We start from the raw sequence: 22173 nt of genomic DNA, 5'->3' as shown, positions 1-22173 counted from the left end.
TAACGATGCCAAAATCCCTCTCTATTCGTACAAGTTTACTGGTTTTACTGTCTTTACTTACCCTGCTCCTGTTGCTGACGGGCGGTATGGGGCTCTACGCCTCCACCCGCATTATCACTTCCTGGGTCTATTATGGGGTGATGACGGGGGCGACGCTGGCCGCCATCGGCCTGCTGGCGCTGGTATGGCTGATGTTGCGTAATAAGCTCCTGAAACCTCTTGGTAATGTTGTTGAGCAACTGGAGCGTCTGGCGACAGGGGATTTATCGCCGACGGTAAGCCATTTTGCCAGCTCTGAATTTAACCGTCTGAATACCGCCCTTGAAGAGATGCGTGCGGCGCTGAGTGAATCCGTGGTACGCGTTCGTGACGCCAGCACGCAAATTGATACCGGCAGCCGTGAACTGACGGCGGGCAACCTGCATCTGGCGCAACGCACGGAGTCTACGGCCACCTCGCTGGAACAGACAGCCGCCAGCATGGAAGAGCTGACTGCGACGGTGAAACTGAACGCTGAAAATGCCGATCAGGCGCACCAACTGGCGAAATCAGTCTCGGACACCGCCGATCGCGGCAGTGAGATGGTGTGCTATGTCATTGAGAAAATGCGTGATATTTCCGGCAGCTCTGACCGTATCGCCGATATTCTCGGCGTAATTGACGGCATCGCTTTCCAGACCAATATTCTGGCGCTGAATGCCTCCGTTGAAGCGGCGCGCGCTGGTGAACAGGGGCGCGGTTTTGCGGTGGTTGCCGGTGAGGTGCGTAATCTCGCCAGCCGCAGCGCCGATGCCGCGAAAGAGATCCGCGCGCTCATCAGCGACTCGCAAACGCATGTCGGAGAGGGCAGCGATCTGGCGATGCAGGCCGGTGAAACGATGGATGAAATTGCGACAGAAGTGATGCGCATGACCAAACTGATGCGTGAGATTGCCAGTGCTTCTCAGGAACAGAGCCGGGGCATTGAGCAGGTGAATATCGCGGTCAGTCAGATGGATGAAACCGCACAGCAGAACGCGGCGCTGGTACAGCAATCTTCCGCAGCCACCCGTTCGCTGGAAGAACAGTCCCATGCGCTGCTGGAGGCGATGGCCGTATTTAAGCTACAGGCAGCGTAACCGAACGTAGGCCGGATAAGGCGAAGCCGCCACCAGGCAATAAATTGCCGGATGGCAACGCTGCGCGTTTTATCCGGCCTACATCCGTGCGATTAATGATAATTATGCGTCCGGGAACTCGCGGATGAAGCGTTCTACGTCTTCCACCATATGATCGGTGCCGACGAAGAACGGACGGCGCTGGTGCAGGCTTTCCGGCGTAATATCCAGAATGCGCTCTTTACCGTCGCTCGCTTTGCCGCCCGCCTGCTCAGCCAGGAAGGCCATCGGGTTGCATTCGTACAGCAGACGCAGTTTCCCTTCCGGGTGGCTGGCGGTGCTCGGGTAGAGGTAGATCCCGCCTTTCAGCAGGTTGCGGTGGAAATCCGCCACCAGGGAGCCAATATAGCGCGAGGTGTACGGGCGATTCGTGGACTTGTCCTCTTCCTGGCAGAACTTAATGTACTTCTTCACGCCATTCGGGAATTTGATGTAGTTGCCTTCGTTAATGGAGTAGGTGTTGCCCTTCTCCGGGAAGCGCATACGTTCCTGGCACAGGCAGAAAACGCCCAGCGACGGATCGTAGGTGAAGGCGTGTACGCCGCAGCCGGTGGTGTAAACCAGCATGGTTGAAGAGCCGTAGACCACATAACCCGCAGCCACCTGCTTGTTGCCCGGTTGCAGGAAATCTTCTTCCGTCACCGGCGTGCCGACAGGCGTTACGCGGCGGTAGATAGAGAAAATAGTACCGACAGAGACGTTAACATCGATGTTGGACGAGCCATCCAGTGGGTCCATCAGCACCACGTATTTCGCGTGTTCGCAGCCTTCAAAGACGACAATTTCATCTTCTTCTTCAGAAGCGATGCCCGCCACAATATCGCGCGCCTTCAGTGCAGCTTTCAGTTTTTCGTTCGCGAACAGGTCGAGTTTCTGCTGAACCTCGCCCTGCACGTTCTCAGCACCGCTGGCACCCAGGATATCGACCAGACCGGCCTTGTTGATATCGCGGTGGATGATCTTGGCGCCCAGCTTTATTGCCGACAACAAAGCAGTGAGCTCACCGGTAGCATGAGAGAACTCGTGCTGCTTTTCGACAATAAATTCACCTAACGTTTTCATAACACTTTCCCTGCAATTGATATGGAGTAAAGCGACCGTAACAATCTTAACAAATATTTCAGCGGCCGCGCTCAGGTGAATCGCGCCAGCAAAGTACGGAATATCCTGAAATGCGTTTCTCACTTGCCTGACATGTGCGTAAAATGGCCCCCAGATTAAAAAAGGGTAGTGACGTATGCGCATTCATATTTTGGGAATTTGTGGCACTTTCATGGGCGGTCTGGCGATGCTGGCGCGCTCGCTCGGTCATGAAGTAACGGGTTCGGACGCCAATGTGTATCCGCCGATGAGCACCCTGCTTGAGAAGCAGGGCATTGATTTAATTCAGGGTTACGACGCCAGCCAGCTCGACCCACAGCCAGACCTGGTGATCATCGGCAATGCCATGACCCGTGGAAATCCGTGTGTTGAAGCGGTGCTGGAAAAGAACATTCCGTATATGTCCGGCCCGCAGTGGCTGCATGACTTTGTTCTGCGCGATCGCTGGGTGCTGGCCGTAGCCGGTACGCACGGTAAAACCACCACGGCAGGCATGGCGACCTGGATTCTGGAAGCCTGCGGTTATCAGCCGGGCTTCGTGATTGGCGGCGTTCCGGGTAATTTCGACGTTTCTGCCCGTCTGGGTGAAAGTCACTTCTTCGTCATTGAGGCGGATGAGTACGACTGCGCGTTCTTCGATAAGCGTTCCAAGTTTGTGCACTACTGCCCGCGCACGCTGATCCTCAACAACCTTGAGTTCGACCATGCGGACATCTTTGACGATCTGAAAGCGATTCAGAAGCAGTTCCACCACCTGGTGCGCATCGTGCCGGGGCAAGGGCGCATTATTTTCCCGGAACACGACATCAACCTGAAGCAGACGATCGCGATGGGCTGCTGGAGCGAGCAGGAGCTGGTGGGCGAGCAGGGGCACTGGCAGGCGAAGAAACTGAACGCGGATGCATCCGTTTGGGAAGTGTGGCTGGACGGTGAAAAAGCCGGCGAAGTGAAGTGGTCGCTGGTCGGTGAACACAATATGAATAACGGGCTGATGGCGATTGCCGCCGCTCGTCATGTTGGCGTAATGCCTGCGGATGCGGCTAACGCGTTGGGATCGTTCATCAACGCCCGTCGTCGTCTGGAGTTGCGCGGTGAAGCCAACGGTGTGACGGTGTATGACGATTTCGCTCACCACCCGACGGCGATTCTGGCGACGCTTGCGGCGTTGCGCAGTAAAGTGGGCGGTACGGCACGCATTCTTGCGGTGCTGGAACCGCGCTCCAACACCATGAAGATGGGTCTTTGCAAAGACGATCTGGCTCCGTCGTTAGGGCGTGCGGATGAAGTGTTCTTGTTGCAACCGCAGCATATTCCGTGGCAGGTGGCGGAAGTCGCGGATGCCTGTGTTCAGCCTGCGCACTGGAGCGGAGATGTGGACGCGCTGGCCGATATGGTGGTGAAAACCGCGCAGCCTGGCGATCATATTCTGGTGATGAGCAACGGCGGGTTCGGCGGCATCCATCAAAAACTGTTGGATGGCCTGGCGAAAAAGGCAGAGGCGGCGGAGTAATCATATGCCCGGTGGCGCTGCGCTTACCGGGCCTACAAACTGTAGGCCGGATAAGACGTTTTGCGTCGCCATCCGGCACACTTCACTCACGTACGCATTACTCTTCGTTTTCCGCCAGCTCACGCAGATACTGGAAGATCTGCCGCGCCGACTTCGGCGGCTTATTGCCTTCTTTCTCTTTCTTCGCGTTGCGGATCAGCGAGCGAAGCTGTTGACGGTCGGCATTCGGCCACAGGCTCAGCACTTCCTCCACCGCATCATCACCTTCAACGATCAGGCGATCGCGCAGTTGCTCAAGCTTATGGAACAGCACCACCTGCTGGTTGTGGCGGTTTTTCAGCTTATCCAGCGCCTGACGAATAGGTTCAACGTCGCGTTGACGCAGCATCTTACCGATCAGCTGCAACTGACGGCGGCGGCCTTCCATCTTAATACGCTGGGCCAGCTCAATGGCGGCGCGCAGATCCGCATCAAGCGGGATCTTATCCAGCGCGTTTTTCCCCAGATCCACAATTTCCGCGCCCAGGCGTTTTAACTCCTCGGCATCGCGTTTAATTTCACTTTTGCTGACCCAGATAATTTCATCGTCTTCGTCTTCGATGTCATCACCGGGAACGTCGTCGAGCCAGTCTTCGGGCTGCTTTGTCATGTCAGGCTCCTTAAAAAAAGAGGCTAATGTTACCAGTTAAGATGCGCACTGAAAAACGGTTCTCTGTTAGACTTCAGAGAAACTCTCTCTACAGTATGGCATTTGCGATGAAAGTAATCTCACAAGTTGAAGCGCAGCGTAAGATTCTGGAAGAAGCGGTCTCGACAGCCCTGGAACTCGCCTCAGGCAAATCAGACGGCGCGGAAGTCTCTGTCAGCAAGACCACCGGCATCAGCGTCAGCACCCGTTATGGTGAAGTGGAGAACGTAGAATTTAATAGTGACGGCGCGCTGGGGATCACCGTTTATCACCAGAACCGTAAAGGCAGCGCGTCATCCACCGATTTAAGCCCGCAGGCGATTGCCCGTACCGTACAGGCAGCGCTGGATATTGCTCGCTATACCTCGCCGGACCCGTGCGCGGGCGTGGCAGATAAAGATCTGCTGGCCTTTGAGGCGCCGGATCTCGACCTGTTCCACCCGGCGGAAGTAACCCCGGATGAAGCCATTGATCTGGCTGCTCGCGCGGAGCAGGCGTCGTTGCAGGCGGATAAACGTATTACCAACACCGAAGGCGGCAGCTTTAACAGCCATTACGGCATCAAAGTGTTCGGCAACAGCCACGGCATGTTGCAGGGATATTGCTCCACGCGCCATTCGCTCTCAAGCTGTGTCATCGCCGAAGAAAAGGGCGACATGGAGCGTGATTACGCCTACACCATTGGCCGTGCGTTAGGCGATCTGCAAACGCCGGAATGGGTGGGCGCCGAGTGCGCGCGCCGTACGTTATCTCGCCTGGCGCCGCGCAAACTCTCGACCATGAAAGCGCCGGTGATTTTCGCGAATGAAGTGGCGACCGGGTTGTTTGGCCATCTGGTCGGCGCGATTGCGGGCGGCTCGGTATACCGTAAATCGACCTTCCTGCTCGACTCGCTGGGCAAACAAATTCTGCCGGAATGGCTGACCATCGAAGAACACCCGCATCTGCTGAAAGGGCTGGCCTCTTCGCCATTCGACAGCGAAGGTGTGCGCACAGAGCGTCGCGACATTGTGAAAGACGGCGTGCTGACCCAGTGGCTGCTGACCAACTATTCCGCGCGCAAACTGGGGCTGAAAAGCACCGGGCACGCGGGCGGCATCCATAACTGGCGCATTGCCGGGCAGGGGCTGAGCTTTGAACAACTGCTCAAAGAGATGGGCACCGGTCTGGTCGTCACCGAACTCATGGGCCAGGGGGTGAGCGGCATTACTGGCGACTACTCCCGTGGCGCGGCCGGTTTCTGGGTTGAGAATGGTGAGATCCAGTATCCGGTCAGCGAGATCACCATCGCCGGGAATTTAAAAGAGATGTGGCGCAATATCGTCACCGTGGGTAACGATATTGAAACGCGTAGCAATATACAGTGTGGTTCCGTGCTGTTACCGGAGATGAAAATCGCCGGGCAGTAGCACTCGTTTGTTTTCTTTTCATAATAAAAATGAGGAAGTGAGCAATGCGTAAAAACCTGTTAACTGTTCTTGCCATATCATCCCTGGCGTTCAGTTCGGCGGTGTTTTCTGCCGATCTTGAAGACAATATGGACACGCTTAACGACAATCTGAAGGTGGTGGAAAAAACGGATAACGCGACCGAACTGAAAGACGCGTTAAGCAAAATGCGCGTTGCTGCGCTGGATGCGCAAAAAGGCACGCCGCCTAAGCTGGAAGATAAAGCCCCGGATAGCCCGGAGATGAAGGATTTTCGCCACGGTTTAGATACGCTGGTCGGTCAGATTGATGGCGCATTAAAACTGGCGAATGAAGGCAAAATCAAAGAGGCGCAAGCGGCGGCGGAAGCGTTTAAAACCACCCGCAACGCGTACCATAAGAAGTATCGTTAATAACGTGATGTAGGCCGGATAAGACGCATCGCGTCGCCATCCGGCATTTCCCCTGGGCCATAAGTAATCCCTATTCCCGTCACACTTTTTCACTTTCGGCGATCGCGCGAATGTGCTTTTTCTCATCGGTTTTTCCGCCTTTCCTTGCGACGTATGTCACAGTTTTTCAGCGATAAATCGCCAAATCCCCCTTTTCTGTGGAACAGATCACTGTCGCCACTCGCCTTTCCACTTCGAAGTGGAAAACAACTCGCTACAAACTTTTAACCCCTGCCGTTAGTTTTAACCCAGAGCCATTAACGGGGTAAGACGAGTGAATAACGGAGCAGTAATGAACGACATGGGGGAGCAGGTGACGGAGATCGGTGAACTGGCCGATCGCATGCTGGCGCAGGTGTATGCCTTACTCAGCGAACATCACATCATTCCCAACGCCGTACAGGAACAAATGCTGACGTCTCATGTTCGCGCCATGGCGCACCGGTCAGTGACCGGCGAGCCTTTGCCGGAAGTGGATGCCAGTTTATTTGATGAAATTTCAGCCGAATCAATGGCACTTGCCCGCGACATCGTGGCGGCGTTTGGCAACCTTCCAGAGGAAGAAGCCTGGCTGCTGTCAGTACATTTCGAAGTCGCGAAAGACAACCTTTAAGGAGCAAAAAATGGAACAGATTACAGTCGTAATTGGCGATCGTCTGGGTAAGGGCCAGAAAGTGGCGGCAGGTGTGGAAAAAGCCGGTGGTCGTGCGGTGGTGGTGCCGGGCGTGGCGGCGGATATGAAGCTGGGCGACGTGATGAAAGCGGAAAACGCTACCTTTGGCATCTCTTTTTGCGGTAGCGGCGGTGCGGGCGCCATCACGGCGCAAAACAAGTATGGCTACAAAGCCAAATACGGGATGCGCTCTGTGGATGAAGGCGTCACGGCTATCAACGAAGGCTGCAACGTGCTGGGGTTCGGCTTTATGGATAAAGAAGAACTTGGCGAGCGTCTGGTTCAGGCGTGGCAGAAGAAATACGGCGCTTAAGTATGAAAGAACAATTCACCACTACGGTGAGAGTCACCGGTAAAGGCGAAGCCAAAGCGCGCGCCTTTGCCGATGCCCTGAACCACGTTCAGGGCGCGGTGATGAAAGCATCGCCGCATATTTTATTGCGTATTGAGCCACAGGATGTGCAGGTTGTTCAAGCGCGTGAAACGGTGCGCAAAGAAGCGTTTTTATTTGTCTTTTTGCGCCGGGAAAGACGCACCTACAGCGTGGAGCTGGAAGTGACCGTCAACGTGACTGCCATCAATCTCGACAAGGTGGACTTCGTCGCGCAACGCTGATTCTTTATTAAAAGGCATAAATATGTTCCTGATAATATTAATAAAATCGCTCATCATTGGTGGCCTGGTCGGCGTCGGTGTGGGCGCCGGGGCTGCACGCATGTTTCATGCGCCGACTACACAGGGTATGGGCGCGTTTCGTACATTGGGGGAACTGAACTCCTGTGAAGGGGACCCGGCTTCTCACTTCTCCTTCGGTCTGGGCTTCTTCTTCAACGCCTGGGCCTCATCCGTTGCGGCAGGTTCATTCACGCAGGATGTCGATCACCGCATCATCCCGAACTGGGGCGCGGCAGCGCTGATGATCAAAAACCGCAATGTCGGCGAGACGCTGCACGATCCGAAGAAAATGGCGATTGCCTGCGGCATCATCGGCATGATCGTCGTGACCTTCCTCAACCTTACCGCCTCTTCCGTACCGGAAGCGTTGCAGGTCACCGCCGTTAAGGTATTGGTGCCTGCGGCTAACCTGCTGGTGAATACCGTGATGCCGGTTATTTTCTGGTTGGCGGCGATCGACGCCGGGAAAAAATCAGGCTTCTGGGCCACCGTGTTTGGCGGCGCGGCGCAGCTGATCATGGGTAACGCCGTTCCGGGTCTGGTGCTGGGTATTCTGATCGGCAAAGGCGTTGAAGAGAGCGGCTGGAACCACGTCACCAAAGTGATGATGGTCGCCATTGTGGCGCTGTTTGTCCTGAGCGGCTTCTTCCGCGGCTTCGACATGAAGATGATCGAATCCTTCAATATGACCGTGCCGAACTGGCTCGAACTGATCCACGGCTCGCTCAGCGGCAAATAACGGAGGCCATCATAATGGAACAGAATAAAGGTTTTTGGTATGCCGACTGGTCGTTCCCGATCTTTGTAGGCTTGCTCTCATCCGGCGTTTTTGCCGGGACGCATATGTACTACCTGTACGGTATCGGCGCGTTTAACGAAGTGGCCTTTGTGGCAATGCTGAAAGCGGGGATGGACACCGGCGTTTACGGCGCGGTGGCCGCGTTTGGCGCAAGCTTCTTGTTTGCCCGCATTATCGAAGGGTCGCTGGTGGGGATTCTGGACATCGGCGGGGCGATCCAGACCGGCGTCGGTCTTGGGGTTCCGGCGCTGCTGCTGGGCGCAGGGATCGTTTTCCCGGTCGCTAACTTTGTCGCCTCGTTAATCACCGGTCTGGTGATTGGTCTGGCAATTGGCTACGTCATCATTCTGGCGCGTAAGTTCACCATCAATCAGAGCGACTCCACCTACGGGGCGGACGTGATGATGGGGGCGGGTAATGCGTCAGGCCGCTTCCTGGGGCCGCTGATCATCCTCAGCGCGATGACCGCCTCGATTCCAATCGGCGTGGGTTCTTTGCTGGGGGCGTTGCTGTTCTATCTCTGGCAGAAGCCGATCACCGGCGGCGCGATCCTCGGCGCCATGATTTTAGGTTCGATCTTCCCGATTGCCATTAGCTAACTGTTGATTTGTAGGCCGGATAAGGCGGTTACGCCGCCATCCGGCAAAGGAGAGAGCGATGTATGATTTACTCCTGCGCCGTGCGCGTCTGGTTGACGATACGGTGAGCGATATCGCCCTGAAGGACGGCAAAATTGCCGCGTTGGGCAATATCCAGCAACCGGCGGCGAAAACCGTCGATCTGCGCGGCGAGTATTACGTTAGCGCAGGGTGGATTGATTCCCACGTCCACTGCTATCCGAAATCCCCGATTTATCACGATGAGCCGGACAGCGTCGGTATTGCGACAGGCGTCACCACCGTTGTTGATGCGGGCAGTACCGGCGCAGACGACATTGATGATTTCTACACGCTGACCCGTGAAGCGGCCACTGAAGTTTATGCGTTGCTGAATATCTCCCGCGTAGGGCTGATCGCACAAAACGAACTGGCGAATATGGCCAATGTCGATGCGGACGCCGTGAAACAGGCGGTGAAACGCCATCCGAATTTCATTGTGGGCCTGAAGGCGCGAATGAGCAGTAGCGTAGTGGGTGAAAACGGCATTACGCCGCTGGAATGCGCCAAAGCGATGCAGAAAGAGAACGGCGATCTGCCGTTGATGGTACACATCGGCAACAATCCGCCGGATCTGGATGAGATCGCTGAGCGTCTGACGGCGGGTGATATCATCACTCATTGCTATAACGGCAAACCTAATCGCATTCTGACGCCGGACGGTGAGCTGCGCGCGTCAATCACCCGGGCGCTACAGCGCGGCGTGCGCCTGGACGTTGGTCACGGCACTGCCAGCCTGAGCTTTGCGGTCGCGCAGCGCGCGATTAGCTTAGGCATTTTGCCGCACACCATCAGCTCGGATATCTACTGTCGTAACCGCATCAATGGCCCGGTTTATTCGCTTGCCAACGTGATGTCGAAATTCCTCGCTATCGGCATGACGCTGCCGCAGGTGATCGACTGTGTGACGGCAAATGCCGCTGATGGCCTGAACCTGAAAAGCAAAGGCCGCCTTGAGCCAGGTCTGGACGCCGACTTGACCCTCTTTACGCTCAGGCGCCAGCCAACCGTGCTGGTGGACGCTGAAAACGACAGCTTACAGGCTGAAAAATTGCTGGTGCCGCTTGCCGCCATCCGTGCGGGTAAGGGCTATGTAACCGAACAAGGGAGTGCTGAACGTGACTTCGATTTATGAAAAATACAATCTGAAACAAGTGATTAATACATCAGGGCGCATGACCGCGCTCGGTGTTTCCACCCCGCGCCCGGAAGTGGTGCAGGCGGCAATGGATGGCATGAACCAGTACTTTGAGATGAAAGATCTGGTCAATAAAACCGGGGAGTACATTGCAAAACTGCTGGATGTGGAAGGGGCGACGGTCGTCTCCTGCGCCTCGGCGGGGATTGCCCAGTCGGTAGCGGCGGTACTGGTTCAGGACAGCGACTGGCTGCTGGAAAACCTGCATGTTACTCCGATCGAGAATAACGAAATTGTATTGCCGAAAGGGCACAACGTTAACTTTGGCGCGCCGGTTGGCACGATGGTGGCGCTGGGCGGCGGTAAGTTGGTCGAAGCCGGTTATGCCAACGAATGTTCCGCAGCGCAGCTTGCGGCGGCGATCACTCCGCGCACGGCGGCGATCCTCTATATCAAATCTCACCACTGCGTGCAGAAAAGCATGCTCAGCGTAGAGCAGGCGGCGGTAGTCGCGCGCACGCACAATTTACCGTTGATTGTGGATGCGGCGGCAGAAGAGGATTTGCAGTGTTACTACCGCGTCGGCGCGGATCTGGTGATCTACAGCGGCGCGAAAGCGATTGAAGGGCCGACCAGCGGTCTGGTGATCGGTAAAACTCAGTACGTCGAGTGGGTGAAACGCCAGACGGCGGGCATTGGCCGCGCCATGAAAGTCGGCAAAGAGGGCATCCTCGGGCTGACCTGCGCCATCGAACTCTACCTGAACGCGCAGAAAGAGAGCGGCGCGGAGATGGTCGAAAAAATGACGCCGTTTATTGATGCGCTGAATGCGCTTAATGGCGTGAGCGCCCGCGTGGTGTGGGACAGCGCTGGACGCGATATCGCGCGAACGGAAATTAAATTCGATGAGGCCGTGACCGGCATTGCCACCGGCGATCTGGTGGAAGCCCTCAAACAGGGTGAGTACGCCATCTATTTCCGTGGCTACAAAGCTAACGAAGGCATTATTGAGGCGGATGTCCGCAGCGTAAATCAGGCGCAACTGGAGATTGTGGCACGCCGCATTCGCGATGTGATTAATCAGGAGAAAAAAGCATGAAACTGACCCCTAACTTTTACCGTGACCGCGTTTGTCTGAACGTTCTGGCGGGTTCCAAAGAGAACGCCCGTGAGATTTATGCGGCGGCGGAAGGCCATGTGCTGGTCGGCGTGCTCTCCAAAAATTACCCGGATGTCGATAGCGCGGTGGCGGATATGCGCGAATATGCGGCGCTTATCGACAATGCCCTCTCTGTTGGCCTGGGGGCTGGCGATCCGAACCAGTCGGCGATGGTGAGCGAAATCTCTCGTCAGGTGCAGCCGCAGCACGTTAATCAGGTCTTTACCGGCGTGGCGACCAGCCGCGCGCTGCTGGGGCAGAGTGAAACGGTCGTTAACGGTCTGGTCTCCCCGACGGGGACGCCGGGCAGAGTGAAAATTTCTACCGGCCCGCTGAGCAGCAAAACGCCGGACGGCATTGTTCCCGTTGAGACGGCGATTGCCCTGCTGAAAGACATGGGCGGCAGCTCGATTAAATACTTCCCGATGGGCGGCCTGAAATGCCGTGATGAGTACAAAGCGGTAGCGGAAGCCTGCGCCCGTCACGACTTCTGGCTGGAGCCGACTGGCGGTATCGATCTGGAAAACTTTGGCGAGATTTTGCAGATTGCGCTTGATGCCGGCGTCAGCAAAATCATTCCTCACATTTATAGTTCGATTATTGATAAGGTGAGTGGCAACACCCGTCCAGACGATGTACGCCAGCTGTTGGCCATTACCCGGACGTGCGTAGGTTAATAGCAAGAGTGAGGTAAGTGACGTGCGATTCCCCAACCAACGTTTGGCACAGCTGTTTGATATGTTGCAAAACGAGACGCTGCCGCAGGATGAGCTGGCGCAGCGGTTGTCGGTTTCCACGCGCACCGTGCGGGCGGACATTACTGCGTTGAATGCGTTGCTGACGCAGTATGGCGCGCAGTTTGTTCTGAGCCGGGGCAACGGTTATCAGCTCCGAATTGACGATCCGACCCGCTATCAAACCCTGCGGGAGCAGCAGCCGAGTACGCTGCGCATCCCGCGAACCAGCCAGGAACGGGTGCACTATCTGGTGGTTCGTTTCCTGACGTCCGCTTTCTCGCTCAAACTGGAAGATCTGGCGGATGAGTGGTTCGTCAGCCGCGCGACGCTGCAAAATGATATGGCGGAAGTTCGCGAGTGGCTGCGCCGCTATCATCTGACGCTGGAAACCCGCCCGCGCCACGGCATGAAATTGTTCGGCAGCGAGATGGCGATCCGCGCGTGTCTGACCGATCTCCTGTGGACGCTGGCGCAGCAGGACCCGGCGAACCCGCTGATTGTGGAAGAGGCGCTTAACGCGGGTGTGCCGGAGCAATTGCAGCCGATTTTGCAGGAAATATTTACCCGTTTTCGTATTCGTTTGACAGATGAAGGCGAGCTGTTTTTACGCCTGTATTGCGCCGTCGCGGTACGGCGCATCAGCGAAGGGTATCCGCTGTCGGAATTTACCACGGAAGAGGTGGAGGACAACGTCTGCTTCGCGGCGCGGGATATTGCGGCGGTGCTGCAACACCTGGCAGATAAACCGCTGTCGGCGTCTGAAGAGAACTGGCTGAAGGTACACATTGCCGCACGGCAGGTGCAGGAGATTGCTCCCAGCGCCATCAATGCCGATGACGATGAAGCGCTGGTTAACTATATCCTCCGTTTTATCAACACGCAGTACAACTATAACCTGTTGAATGACAAACAGTTACATGCCGACCTGCTCACCCACATCAAAACGATGATCACGCGGGTGCGCTATCAGATAATGATCCCCAATCCGCTACTGGAAAACATTAAGCAGCACTACCCTATGGCGTGGGATATGACGCTGGCGGCCGTGTCGGGTTGGGGAAAATACACGCCATATACCATCAGCGAAAACGAGATTGGTTTTCTGGTATTGCATATCGGCGTTGGGCTGGAGCGTAGTTACAACATCGGTTACCAACGGCAGCCTAAAATCCTGCTGGTATGTGACGCGGGAAATGCGATGGTACGCATGATCGAAGCGGTGCTGGCGCGGAAATATCCGCAGATTGAGATCGTGAGAACCCTGACTCTGCGTGACTATGAGCAGCGGGACAGCATTGCCGAAGATTTTGTCATCTCTACCGCGCGCGTCAGCGAAAAAGATAAGCCGGTGGTCATGATTGCGCCATTCCCTACCGACTACCAGCTGGAGCAGATCGGCAAGCTGGTGCTGGTGGACAGAACCCGCCCGTGGATGCTGAACAAATACTTCGACGCCGCCCACTTTCGCATTATTGACGGTGCAATGGATCAGCAGACGCTGTTTAAGACATTGTGCGATCAGCTGCAAAGCGAGGGGTTTGTGGATGCGGAGTTTCTCGACTCGGTGGTTGAGCGTGAGGCCATTGTCAGCACGATGTTAGGCGACAGCATCGCCCTGCCGCACGCCCTGGGATTGCTGGCGAAGAAAACGGTGGTCTATACCGTGCTCGCTCCGCAGGGCATCGTCTGGGGAGATGAGACGGCGCACGTCATCTTTTTACTCGCCATCAGTAAAAGCGAGTACGAAGAAGCAATGGCGATCTACGATATTTTTGTCACTTTCCTGCGTGAGCGCGCCATGACGCGACTCTGCGCCAGCCAGAATTTTGCCGAGTTCAAAGCGGTAGCGATGGAGTGTGTGAGCCGTTTTTGAGAGGCGTTTTCCAGAAATGAATGTTAATGCAAATGTAATGCTATAACGCATTACATTTGTTTATCCTGAAGCAGAGAAACGGCGTTAAAGAGTGCGATCAACGTAAATGATGGACGACCTGGTTACTGCTGCCGCGCCAGATCAGCATCGGGTCTTTAAGATCCTGTACGAATTTACCGTCGACCAGCACGTTAATCAGATCCACAACCTGCATTTGCGCGGCGGTGAGTTCATCCAGCTTATAACCCGTCCATACCCAGATGTCTTTGCCGGGGCACTCTTCGCGAATGCGTTGCACCAGTTTCAGAATGTCCGGTACGTTTTGGGGATGCAGCGGATCGCCGCCAGACAGTGAGATCCCCTGGCGTTTAATCCGCTCGTCGTTCAGATCGTTAATGATCTGGTCTTCCATCTCTTTCGTAAACGGTTTACCCGAATTGAGCCGCCAGGTGCTTTTGTTGTAACACCCGGGGCATTCATGCACGCACCCGGAAACAAACAGGGTACAGCGCGTGCCGGGGCCGTTGACGATGTCGACGGGGTAGTACTGGTGAAAGTTCATAGTCTGTAACCACGCCGGGGGGCGCTACGCTTACCCGGCCTACAGTAAGAGTGCAGTCCGTAGGCCCGGTAAGCGTAGCGCCACCGGGCATTAACGTGACAGCGGATTAACCGATCTGCCCATTGCCTAAATGCTTAACGCGGCGCTTCACTTCTTCCTGCTTACCGGCGTTAAACGGACGCGCATCCGGGCTGCCTAAATAACCGCATACGCGGCGGGTGACTGAAACACGCGCGGCGTCGTGGTTACCGCATTTCGGGCAGGTAAACCCTTTGCTGGTGCACTCGAACTCGCCGGTAAAGCCGCACTCGTAACACTCATCGATTGGCGTGTTGGTTCCGTAATACGGCACATGCTGATAGCTGTAATCCCAGACGTCTTCCAGCGCTTTCAGGTTGTGCTGAATGTTCGGGTATTCGCCGTAGCAAATGAAGCCACCGCTCGCCAGCGGCGGATACGGCGCTTCGAAATCGATTTTATCGTACGGGTTCACCTTCTTCTCCACGTCGAGGTGGAAGCTGTTGGTGTAGTAGCCTTTATCGGTCACGCCCGGCACGACGCCAAACTCAGCGGTATCCAGACGGCAGAAGCGGTCGCACAGGTTCTCGCTCGGTGTGCTGTACAGGCTGAAGCCATAGCCGGTTTCGTCTTTCCACTGATCCACCGCCTGACGCAGGCGCTCGACAATGGCGATACCTTTAGCGCGCAGCGCTTCGCTGTCGTACAGATGTTTGTCGCCAAACAGCGCGTTGATGGTTTCGTGAATACCGATATAGCCCAGCGAAATTGACGCGCGGCCATTTTTAAAAATCTCGGAAACGTCATCGTCAGCTTTCAGGCGGACACCACAGGCGCCTTCCATATAAAGGATTGGCGCAACGCGGGCTTTCACGCCTTCCAGACGGGCGATACGGGTCATCAGCGCCTTACGCGCCAGCACCAGGCGATCGTCCAGTAGCTTCCAGAACGTTGCTTCATTGCCACCGGCTTCCAGCGCGATACGCGGCAGGTTGAGGCTGATGACGCCCAGGTTGTTGCGGCCATCGTGAACCTGTTCGCCGTTCTCATTTTCCCAGACGCCGAGGAAGCTGCGACAGCCCATTGGCGTTTTGAACGAACCGGTCACTTTCACCACCTGATCGTAGTTCAGGATGTCTGGATACATGCGTTTGCTTGCGCACTCCAGCGCCAGCTGTTTGATGTCGTAGTTTGGATCGCCAAACTTGTGGTTCAGACCGTCGCGAATCGCAAACACCAGTTTCGGGAACACAGCGGTTTTACGGTTCTTACCCAGACCTGCGATACGGTTACGCAGGATGGATTGCTGAATCAGGCGCGATTCCCAGCTGGTGCCGAGGCCAAAACCAAAGGTGACGAACGGCGTCTGTCCGTTGGCGGTGTGCAGCGTATTCACTTCGTATTCCAGAGACTGGAAAGCGTCGTAGCACTCTTTCTCGGTACGGGCGTGCGCGTAGCCGTCAGCGTCCGGGATCTGCCACTCTTCGGCGGTCTTACGGTGTTTATTGAAGCTGGCGGTAACAAACGGCGCCAGCACTTCATCAATACGGTTGATGGTGGTGCCGCCATAAATATGGCTGGCGACCTGCGCGATGATTTGCGCGGTTACGGCCGTGGCGGTGGAGATGGATTTCGGCGGCTCGATTTCCGCATTCCCCATCTTAAAGCCCTGCGTCAGCATGCCTTTCAGATCGATCAGCATACAGTTGAACATCGGGAAGAACGGAGAATAGTCGAGATCGTGATAGTGAATGTCGCCGCGCTCGTGCGCCTGCACCACATCACGCGGCAGCAGATGCTGACGGGCGTAGTGTTTCGCCACGATACCGGCCAGCAGGTCGCGCTGGGTCGGGATCACTTTACTGTCTTTGTTGGCGTTTTCGTTCAGCAGCGCGGAGTTGGTTTGCTCAACCAGACCACGAATTTCCTGGTTCAGACGGCCACGTTTTTCACGTTGAATATCACGGTCATGGCGGTATTCAATGTAAGCGCGAGCGAGTTGTTTGTACGGCCCGGACATCAGCTGGTTCTCAACGGCTGTCTGGATCTCGTTGATATCAACCTGGCTGCGCTCATTCATCTGGTTACTAACGACTTCTGCGACGGTGGCGCAGTAATCTGCGTCATCGACTCCCGCTGCTTTAGCTGCACGCAGAATGGCTTCCTTGATGCGCTCTGATTTAAACGGCACTTTACAGCCATCTCGTTTCATCACATGCGGTGTCATGATCACTCCATATTTATAAGAACAGGTTATCCACAGAGGCTGAGGAAGTCTGCGTGGGTTTATTCATCTCTCTATCCAACGACTTCCCGCAATCCCGACCCACGTTATCCACAACATCACCGTTATGGCGTCGTATTGTGTTTGTAGCAATTGTAGTCGATTAATACAACATATTGGGTCGGGTTGCATTTTAAGTTCTATATGTAGTGATTTGCATCAAAGATGTTTACGATTTTATTGATTCAGAACAAAGTAAAAATTTAAGAGTACGAATGGCGGGCGCTTGCGCTTAATGTAAATTTTTGGACTTAAAAATTGCGTAAAAATTCAACAAAATTCGGGCGTTAAGCCAGGCGTTCGTCAAACCGGCGCGAAAAGAAACGACCGGTTTGACGCAGGAGGGGTTATTGCGCTGTTGCGTTCATCCAGTGAATACCCGCATTGATAAATGCAGCAACAGCGACGATCCCCAAAATCAGGGGGACAAGCCGGGTGTTTTTCACCACAATGGCGGTTTCTGGCGAAACCGAAGGCGCATCTGGCGAGAGCAGCGCAAGTACCTCTTCGGCAGAGGAAGCGTTGATGAGTGATTCACGCACTTTATCGTCCACCAGAGACGAGGTTAGTCGGGTTAATAATTGCATATGCGTACTGCCTGCTTCTTCTGGGGGAATCGCCAGCAGAAATACCAACTGAACCTCCTCGTCACCCTCAAGACCCGGCCACATGATGGGCTGGCGAAACAGGGCGACGCTAAATGCGGCCTGGACAACCGATCCGCATTTCCCATGTGGGACAGCCAGCGACTCTCCCAACGCCGTGGGCCCTTCGCTTTCACGGCGCAGGACGCTATCAATAAACATCGCCTTGTCGTTGATCAGGCCCTGCCTGAACAGGGCGGCGGACATCTCCCCGATCACCGCTTCAGGAGTGCGGTGCGGCGGATCGATAAAAATCAGTTCAGAATGCGTAAGCGCGGACAACTCCATGTTATGCCTCCGGTTGCGTATCAGCGAGAATCCATACCGTTTGCCAGCCGGAAAGCTCGCAAGCGCCGTTGAATGCTGCGCCCGTCAGCAGATCTGTTCCTGTGACAGGCAGTGAAAGTGATTGTGGTATTCCTGTGACGTTCACGACGCAGTACAGCGTTTCGCCTTCTGTAGGATGCTGGCGAACGACGCCAAAGAGCGCGTCAGGCAATTCAGGAACGCGCTGCGAGGCGAACGGAGAAAATGCGGGATGCTGCTGGCGTATACACGCTAACTTCGCCAGAGACGCGTAGATTCGGGATTGTCTCGTTTCCGGCGAGAGCAACTGCTCATGGAGCGTGGCAGCGTCCAGTTTTTCCCGGTTAATGCGGCGATTTATGCCCGATTCGAGCAGCCCGGCGTTGTCATTTTCACTGCCGAAGAGGCTGTGATAATAGATCGCAGGCACGCCCCGCAGCATAAAGAGGATGGCGTGCGCGGCGGTGAATCTGGCGAGCTGGTCGTCGGGACTTTCCCCAGGTTCGCTCAATGCGCTCAGAAAGTTGATGTTAAGTTCATACGGCGACTGGCTGCCGTCAGGGTTGGTTTTCCATGAAATACGCCCCTGCTTGCGTTCTACCTCGCTTATCAGAAACTGCCGCTCTTCTGCGCAAAGGAGATTTTCCACGGGACGCAGCCCGATGCCGTCGTGGCTGGCGAGGAAATTAAAAAAGGTCGTCTTGTCGGGAAACGCATCCTGTTCCAGACGTTGCGCCCACTGGCGTAACCAGCGTGCGTTACCGCGTAAAAAGGCATGGAGCGTCAGCGGCGGCAAGGGGAACTGATACACCATGTGAGCTTCATCGCCGTTGCCGAAGTAGCTGATATTTTCCTGATGCGGGACGTTGGTTTCCGTAATCAACAGGCAGTCAGGCCAGGTCGTATCCAGAATGGCGCGCCAGAGTTTAACGATCAGATGCGTCTGCGGCAGGTGAATACAGGTGCTGTTTCGCTCTTTCCACAAAAAACCGATCGCATCGAGCCTGATTGCGCGCGCGCCGCGCGCCGCGTATTCCAGCAGGATGTCGATACTTTCCAGTAACACGTCAGGTTCACGGAAATTCAGATCGATCTGATCGGCGCTGAATGTCGTCCAGATATGTACGGTTTCCCCCGTTTTGCGCTTGAATGGCGTAAGCAGGGGAAGGGCGCGTGGACGCGTGACAAGATGGTAGTCATCGTCAGGGTCGGCGCTAATAAAGTAGTGCTGATAACGCGGTTCGCCGTGTAAATAGCCCTGGAACCAGCGGCTTTGCTGAGAGATATGGTTAATCACGAAATCAAACATCAGATTAAAATCGCCTGCCAGCGCTGCAATGTCTGACCACTGGCCTAATTCTGGCGCAATGTGGCGATAATCTTTAACGCTGAAGCCATCATCAGATGTCCACGGGAACATGGGCAGCAGGTGAATGTCGCTGATGACGCCCTTAAGCCAGCGTGTCGAAAACTGATGCAGGCAGGCAAGAGCGTTTGCGTCCCCGCTATGGATACTGTCGCCATAAGTAATCATCCACACCCGGCTCTGATCCAAAGGTGCGGCGATTTGCTCCCGTAGCTTCCAGCGTTGACAGAGTTGCTCGATTTTCGCCGCCAGCGCGTACCGATCCGCATGGGGATAAAGCTGAGCTAACGTATTTTTGATGAAGGTATGATGGGCGTTCTGGCTCATACTTTTTCGTTACGCTCCTGATGAGTAAAAAGAAAATCACACGTACTGCAAGGCAAAATGGTGGTGCAATCTGCGACAGGTTCTTCCAGATAATTGATTTGCGGAATATTTCTTAGCGAAGGCGGGAGCGGCACCGGGTGCTCTCCGGCATTGAAAACGCGAATGATTGTTCCGTCTACCGTATGGGCATGGGGTATTGCGGAAAGCATCAGCGGTTCGGGAAGCGTCAGCAGGCTGAATGTTTCCGGCAGCGAGCGCGAAGCAAAATTGAGCGTAAAACGCTCCAGGCGGTTGTCCAGCGTGTTCAATGTCTGATTTTGCCAGGTGAATGGCTGGCGCGTCACGCGGGTTTCAAGATGCCTTAACGTCATAGGGTCGGCCCGATCGGCAAGCGCCAGCGTCAGGCTGAAATGCAGCGGTTTAAGCAGCTGCGCGTCGGGCGTGTTGACGACGGTATTATTAATGCCGGAAGCGCGTCCGGGTCGCCAGTCAAGATCGTCACGTCCCAGGACTCCCGTTGATTTAAACAACGTCAACGCTATCTGCGCCGTCTCGTTCTGGCATATCTGAAACTCTTTCATGCCCAGGCTATTGATGATGAGCGAGCGGTTGTTTTCCTCGATGGCGATAATGCCCTCGCTGGTTTCAATATCGACCGGCTTTTCCCGATAGTGCTGACGCCAGTCGGCTGGCGCATCGGCAACAGGACGCCGGATGACGGCAAAGGGCTGAGAGGCGATGGATTCTGTGGTGCGAATGTCGCTGTTGATGAGTAAGCGCAGGCGGTGATCGCAGACGGTGTTTTCCAGCGAAACGTCGATAAAAAGCTGAGCGTCATGCTGGCGAAGCTCGCAGACAAGGCGTACAGGGTAGGGTTGAACATCCTGCGCCGCTCGTGCCGCCAGCGAAGGGGGGAGCATCAGTGTGGCGCTTAGCGTTATCCGTTCAATGTGCGGGCCTTTCTCGCAGGCAATAAGCGTAAATGTGTGGCAGCGCTGCGGAACATCGCCCTCCAGCGGCGAAAAGTCATAGCTATCGCCCGCATCCGCACAGTCTTCAAAGGTCAGCAGGTCGGATATTACCCGGCCGTTGCGCTTATCATGAAGCGACAGCGAACCGGCACGCAGCGCCAGCCGGTAATCATTGTTTTCAATGGCGCTTTCAGCGCAGTTGCGCATTGCTGGCGCGGTGCGTGACGATTCCTGCGCCTGAATGTGGGTATAACCCAGCGGCGGTAACGCTGGCGCGTCAATAGCGACCTGCCAGCGGTAATAAGGCGGAAGTTCGACCTCTTTTTCGCCCTGCACAGTAACCTGAACCGTGCGCCCGCCGGAGACCTGCGTGCGTTCGAGAACGCTGAACGGAAGAGGACGCGCATGATGGCTGAGTTCAATACCGGCCGTACGGCTATATAATGTGGCTTTGATAATGCCTGACCAGGCGGTGGCGCTGGGGTTGATGACGAAAAGATCGCCCTCTTCACAACTGGCGGTCGCCAGTTCTTTTACGACCAGATTCCACAGGCTATGGCTAAGTTGTTCCGTTTGCTCAAGGCGATGGAGAATATCGCGATTGGTGGCATCGCTGTTACACCCGCCGATGGAGTCATGCGCATGATTACGCAGAAGGTTTTTCCATATCTGGTCAACCCACTGCACGTTGACCTCAATGCCCTGATAACGCGCCAGCGCAATGGTGGGTTCGAGCTTGCCTAACAGGAACTGTTCAACATCATAATTCTTCTTTTTGATGTCGTAACGTACTGAACCGATTGTTTTATGAATGCGGGTATAGCGGGGAGATTTTAATTCCCCTTGCCAGCGATCATATCCTGATGCCTGTTGTCGAAGGCGGTCAATGTACGCTTCCAGAGAGGAGATCTGAAAACGATCGCCTTCAGGGGAACATGCGCTGGCGATACGCAGTATCTCCGGCAGATGGGGATCAATATTGACCTGGTCGCCGCCGCAGGGCAGGAGCAGATCGTTCAGGCCGGAGCGTTGGCGGATGTGGTTAACGATTGGGAATATTTTGTCGTGCAGATGCGCGTCGTCTGCACGAATATTTTTTGCCGCGCCATAGCCGAAGGGCATGGCGCAAGCGATAACCTGCGCGCCGGACGGCGCTTGCCAGATGAACTGACTCTTTTCAACCTGCGTATCATGGTTGATGCCCCGCCAGAAAACGATGTTATCAAGGTTACACCCGCGAAGCAGGGTCGGGAGCTGGCTGTTATGGCCGAACGTATCGGGTAAATAGCCGACCATCATGGCATGGCCCAGTTTACGCGCGGAAAGTATCCCGTATTTCAGGTTGCGAATGATGGATTCGCCATGAACATTATACGTATCCGTCTGGGTGTACCACGGGCCGATAAAAAGCCGTCTGTCGGCGACCAGCTGTTTCAGCCGTTCGCAGTATTGAGGATTGACGGCCAGGAAATCTTCCACGACAGCGGTTTGGCCGTCGAAGTGGTAACAGGTATACGCAGGGTTCTGTTCCAGGGTTCGGATCACATCCGCAAAATTCCAGGACGCGAGAATATTGCTATCCTGCAAGGTGAAATACCATTCCTGATCCCAGTGCGTATGGGCGATGACGTGAATGTTGCTCATTTCTAC

The 22173-nt window shown here is 55.2% G+C and carries 20 protein-coding genes; 13 read left to right on the top strand and 7 right to left on the bottom strand.

The features are described from left to right. The first annotated feature begins 5 nt into the window (after positions 1–5). Positions 6–1118, top strand: a complete 1113-nt coding sequence (locus FD428_RS18950) for a methyl-accepting chemotaxis protein (RefSeq protein ID WP_114848021.1) — start codon at positions 6–8, stop codon at positions 1116–1118. A gap of 102 nt (positions 1119–1220) precedes the next feature. Here the strand turns inward: FD428_RS18950 and fbp are convergent, their stop codons facing one another. After that, positions 1221–2219, bottom strand: a complete 999-nt coding sequence (fbp, locus tag FD428_RS18945) for a class 1 fructose-bisphosphatase (RefSeq protein WP_024130778.1) — start codon at positions 2217–2219, stop codon at positions 1221–1223. Between the two features lie 175 nt (positions 2220–2394). Here fbp and mpl point away from each other — a divergent pair, with 175 nt between their 5' ends. Then, positions 2395–3768, top strand: a complete 1374-nt coding sequence (mpl, locus tag FD428_RS18940; protein ID WP_024130777.1) for a UDP-N-acetylmuramate:L-alanyl-gamma-D-glutamyl-meso-diaminopimelate ligase — start codon at positions 2395–2397, stop codon at positions 3766–3768. Between the two features lie 97 nt (positions 3769–3865). On the opposite strand, the gene yjgA is transcribed toward mpl, so the two are convergent. After that, positions 3866–4417, bottom strand: coding sequence for a ribosome biogenesis factor YjgA (gene yjgA, locus FD428_RS18935; protein WP_012134373.1), 552 nt, complete (start codon positions 4415–4417; stop codon positions 3866–3868). A 95-nt stretch (positions 4418–4512) separates the two neighbouring features. Between yjgA and pmbA the strand changes: the two genes are divergently transcribed. From pmbA to FD428_RS18880, 11 genes are all read left to right on the top strand, one after another. Beyond that, a complete protein-coding gene (pmbA, locus tag FD428_RS18930) occupies positions 4513–5865 on the top strand; it encodes a metalloprotease PmbA (protein ID WP_047459405.1) in 1353 nt (450 codons plus the stop codon). A gap of 44 nt (positions 5866–5909) precedes the next feature. Next, the gene (gene cybC, locus FD428_RS18925) at positions 5910–6296 is read left to right on the top strand and encodes a cytochrome b562 (RefSeq protein ID WP_049010806.1); all 387 of its coding nucleotides are present in this window, start codon (positions 5910–5912) and stop codon (positions 6294–6296) included. A gap of 331 nt (positions 6297–6627) precedes the next feature. Beyond that, the gene (locus FD428_RS18920; RefSeq protein ID WP_012134369.1) at positions 6628–6948 is read left to right on the top strand and encodes a glycine dehydrogenase; all 321 of its coding nucleotides are present in this window, start codon (positions 6628–6630) and stop codon (positions 6946–6948) included. A 10-nt stretch (positions 6949–6958) separates the two neighbouring features. Next, positions 6959–7321 (top strand): SFCGS family glycine-rich protein, encoded by a 363-nt coding sequence (locus FD428_RS18915; RefSeq protein ID WP_012134368.1) that lies wholly within the window; start codon positions 6959–6961, stop codon positions 7319–7321. Between the two features lie 2 nt (positions 7322–7323). Further along, the gene (locus FD428_RS18910; RefSeq protein WP_012134367.1) at positions 7324–7623 is read left to right on the top strand and encodes a DUF4312 family protein; all 300 of its coding nucleotides are present in this window, start codon (positions 7324–7326) and stop codon (positions 7621–7623) included. A gap of 22 nt (positions 7624–7645) precedes the next feature. After that, positions 7646–8422 carry a DUF4311 domain-containing protein gene (locus FD428_RS18905; protein WP_012134366.1) on the top strand — a complete coding sequence of 259 codons (777 nt, stop codon included), beginning with the start codon at positions 7646–7648 and terminating at the stop codon, positions 8420–8422. 14 nt (positions 8423–8436) lie between these two features. Then, positions 8437–9081 (top strand): DUF4310 family protein, encoded by a 645-nt coding sequence (locus FD428_RS18900; protein WP_012134365.1) that lies wholly within the window; start codon positions 8437–8439, stop codon positions 9079–9081. A gap of 58 nt (positions 9082–9139) precedes the next feature. Next, complete coding sequence (locus FD428_RS18895; protein ID WP_112001304.1) at positions 9140–10273, top strand: amidohydrolase/deacetylase family metallohydrolase; 1134 nt, start codon at positions 9140–9142, stop codon at positions 10271–10273. Continuing rightward, positions 10257–11375: a DgaE family pyridoxal phosphate-dependent ammonia lyase gene (locus FD428_RS18890; protein ID WP_047463804.1), complete on the top strand. Its 1119-nt coding sequence runs from the start codon at positions 10257–10259 to the stop codon at positions 11373–11375. The genes FD428_RS18895 and FD428_RS18890 overlap by 17 nt, the downstream gene beginning before the upstream one ends. Further along, positions 11372–12112: a KDGP aldolase family protein gene (locus FD428_RS18885; protein ID WP_047459393.1), complete on the top strand. Its 741-nt coding sequence runs from the start codon at positions 11372–11374 to the stop codon at positions 12110–12112. The genes FD428_RS18890 and FD428_RS18885 overlap by 4 nt, the downstream gene beginning before the upstream one ends. Before the next feature lie 22 nt (positions 12113–12134). After that, on the top strand, positions 12135–14045 hold the full coding sequence (locus FD428_RS18880) for a transcription antiterminator (RefSeq protein ID WP_058668474.1): 1911 nt from the start codon (positions 12135–12137) through the stop codon (positions 14043–14045). Between the two features lie 97 nt (positions 14046–14142). Here the strand turns inward: FD428_RS18880 and nrdG are convergent, their stop codons facing one another. The 5 genes from nrdG to FD428_RS18855 form a co-directional block, all read right to left on the bottom strand. Further along, positions 14143–14607, bottom strand: a complete 465-nt coding sequence (gene nrdG / locus FD428_RS18875; protein ID WP_114848020.1) for an anaerobic ribonucleoside-triphosphate reductase-activating protein — start codon at positions 14605–14607, stop codon at positions 14143–14145. 106 nt (positions 14608–14713) lie between these two features. Further along, a complete protein-coding gene (gene nrdD / locus FD428_RS18870) occupies positions 14714–16852 on the bottom strand; it encodes an anaerobic ribonucleoside-triphosphate reductase (RefSeq protein ID WP_047459384.1) in 2139 nt (712 codons plus the stop codon). Positions 16853–17256: 404 nt separating this feature from the next. Beyond that, positions 17257–17841, bottom strand: coding sequence for a fructose PTS transporter subunit IIA (locus FD428_RS18865; protein ID WP_049009912.1), 585 nt, complete (start codon positions 17839–17841; stop codon positions 17257–17259). Position 17842: 1 nt separating this feature from the next. Continuing rightward, complete coding sequence (locus FD428_RS18860; protein ID WP_114848019.1) at positions 17843–19552, bottom strand: sugar phosphorylase; 1710 nt, start codon at positions 19550–19552, stop codon at positions 17843–17845. Continuing rightward, on the bottom strand, positions 19549–22167 hold the full coding sequence (locus FD428_RS18855; RefSeq protein ID WP_114848018.1) for a glycoside hydrolase family 38 C-terminal domain-containing protein: 2619 nt from the start codon (positions 22165–22167) through the stop codon (positions 19549–19551). The genes FD428_RS18860 and FD428_RS18855 overlap by 4 nt, the downstream gene beginning before the upstream one ends. Positions 22168–22173: the final 6 nt, after the last annotated feature.

Source organism: Citrobacter sp. TBCP-5362, from assembly GCF_005406305.1.
Lineage (GTDB): Bacteria > Pseudomonadota > Gammaproteobacteria > Enterobacterales > Enterobacteriaceae > Citrobacter_B > Citrobacter_B koseri.
The sequence above is the reverse complement of the archived record's forward strand: the minus strand, read 5'-3'. Positions and strand labels throughout refer to the sequence as shown.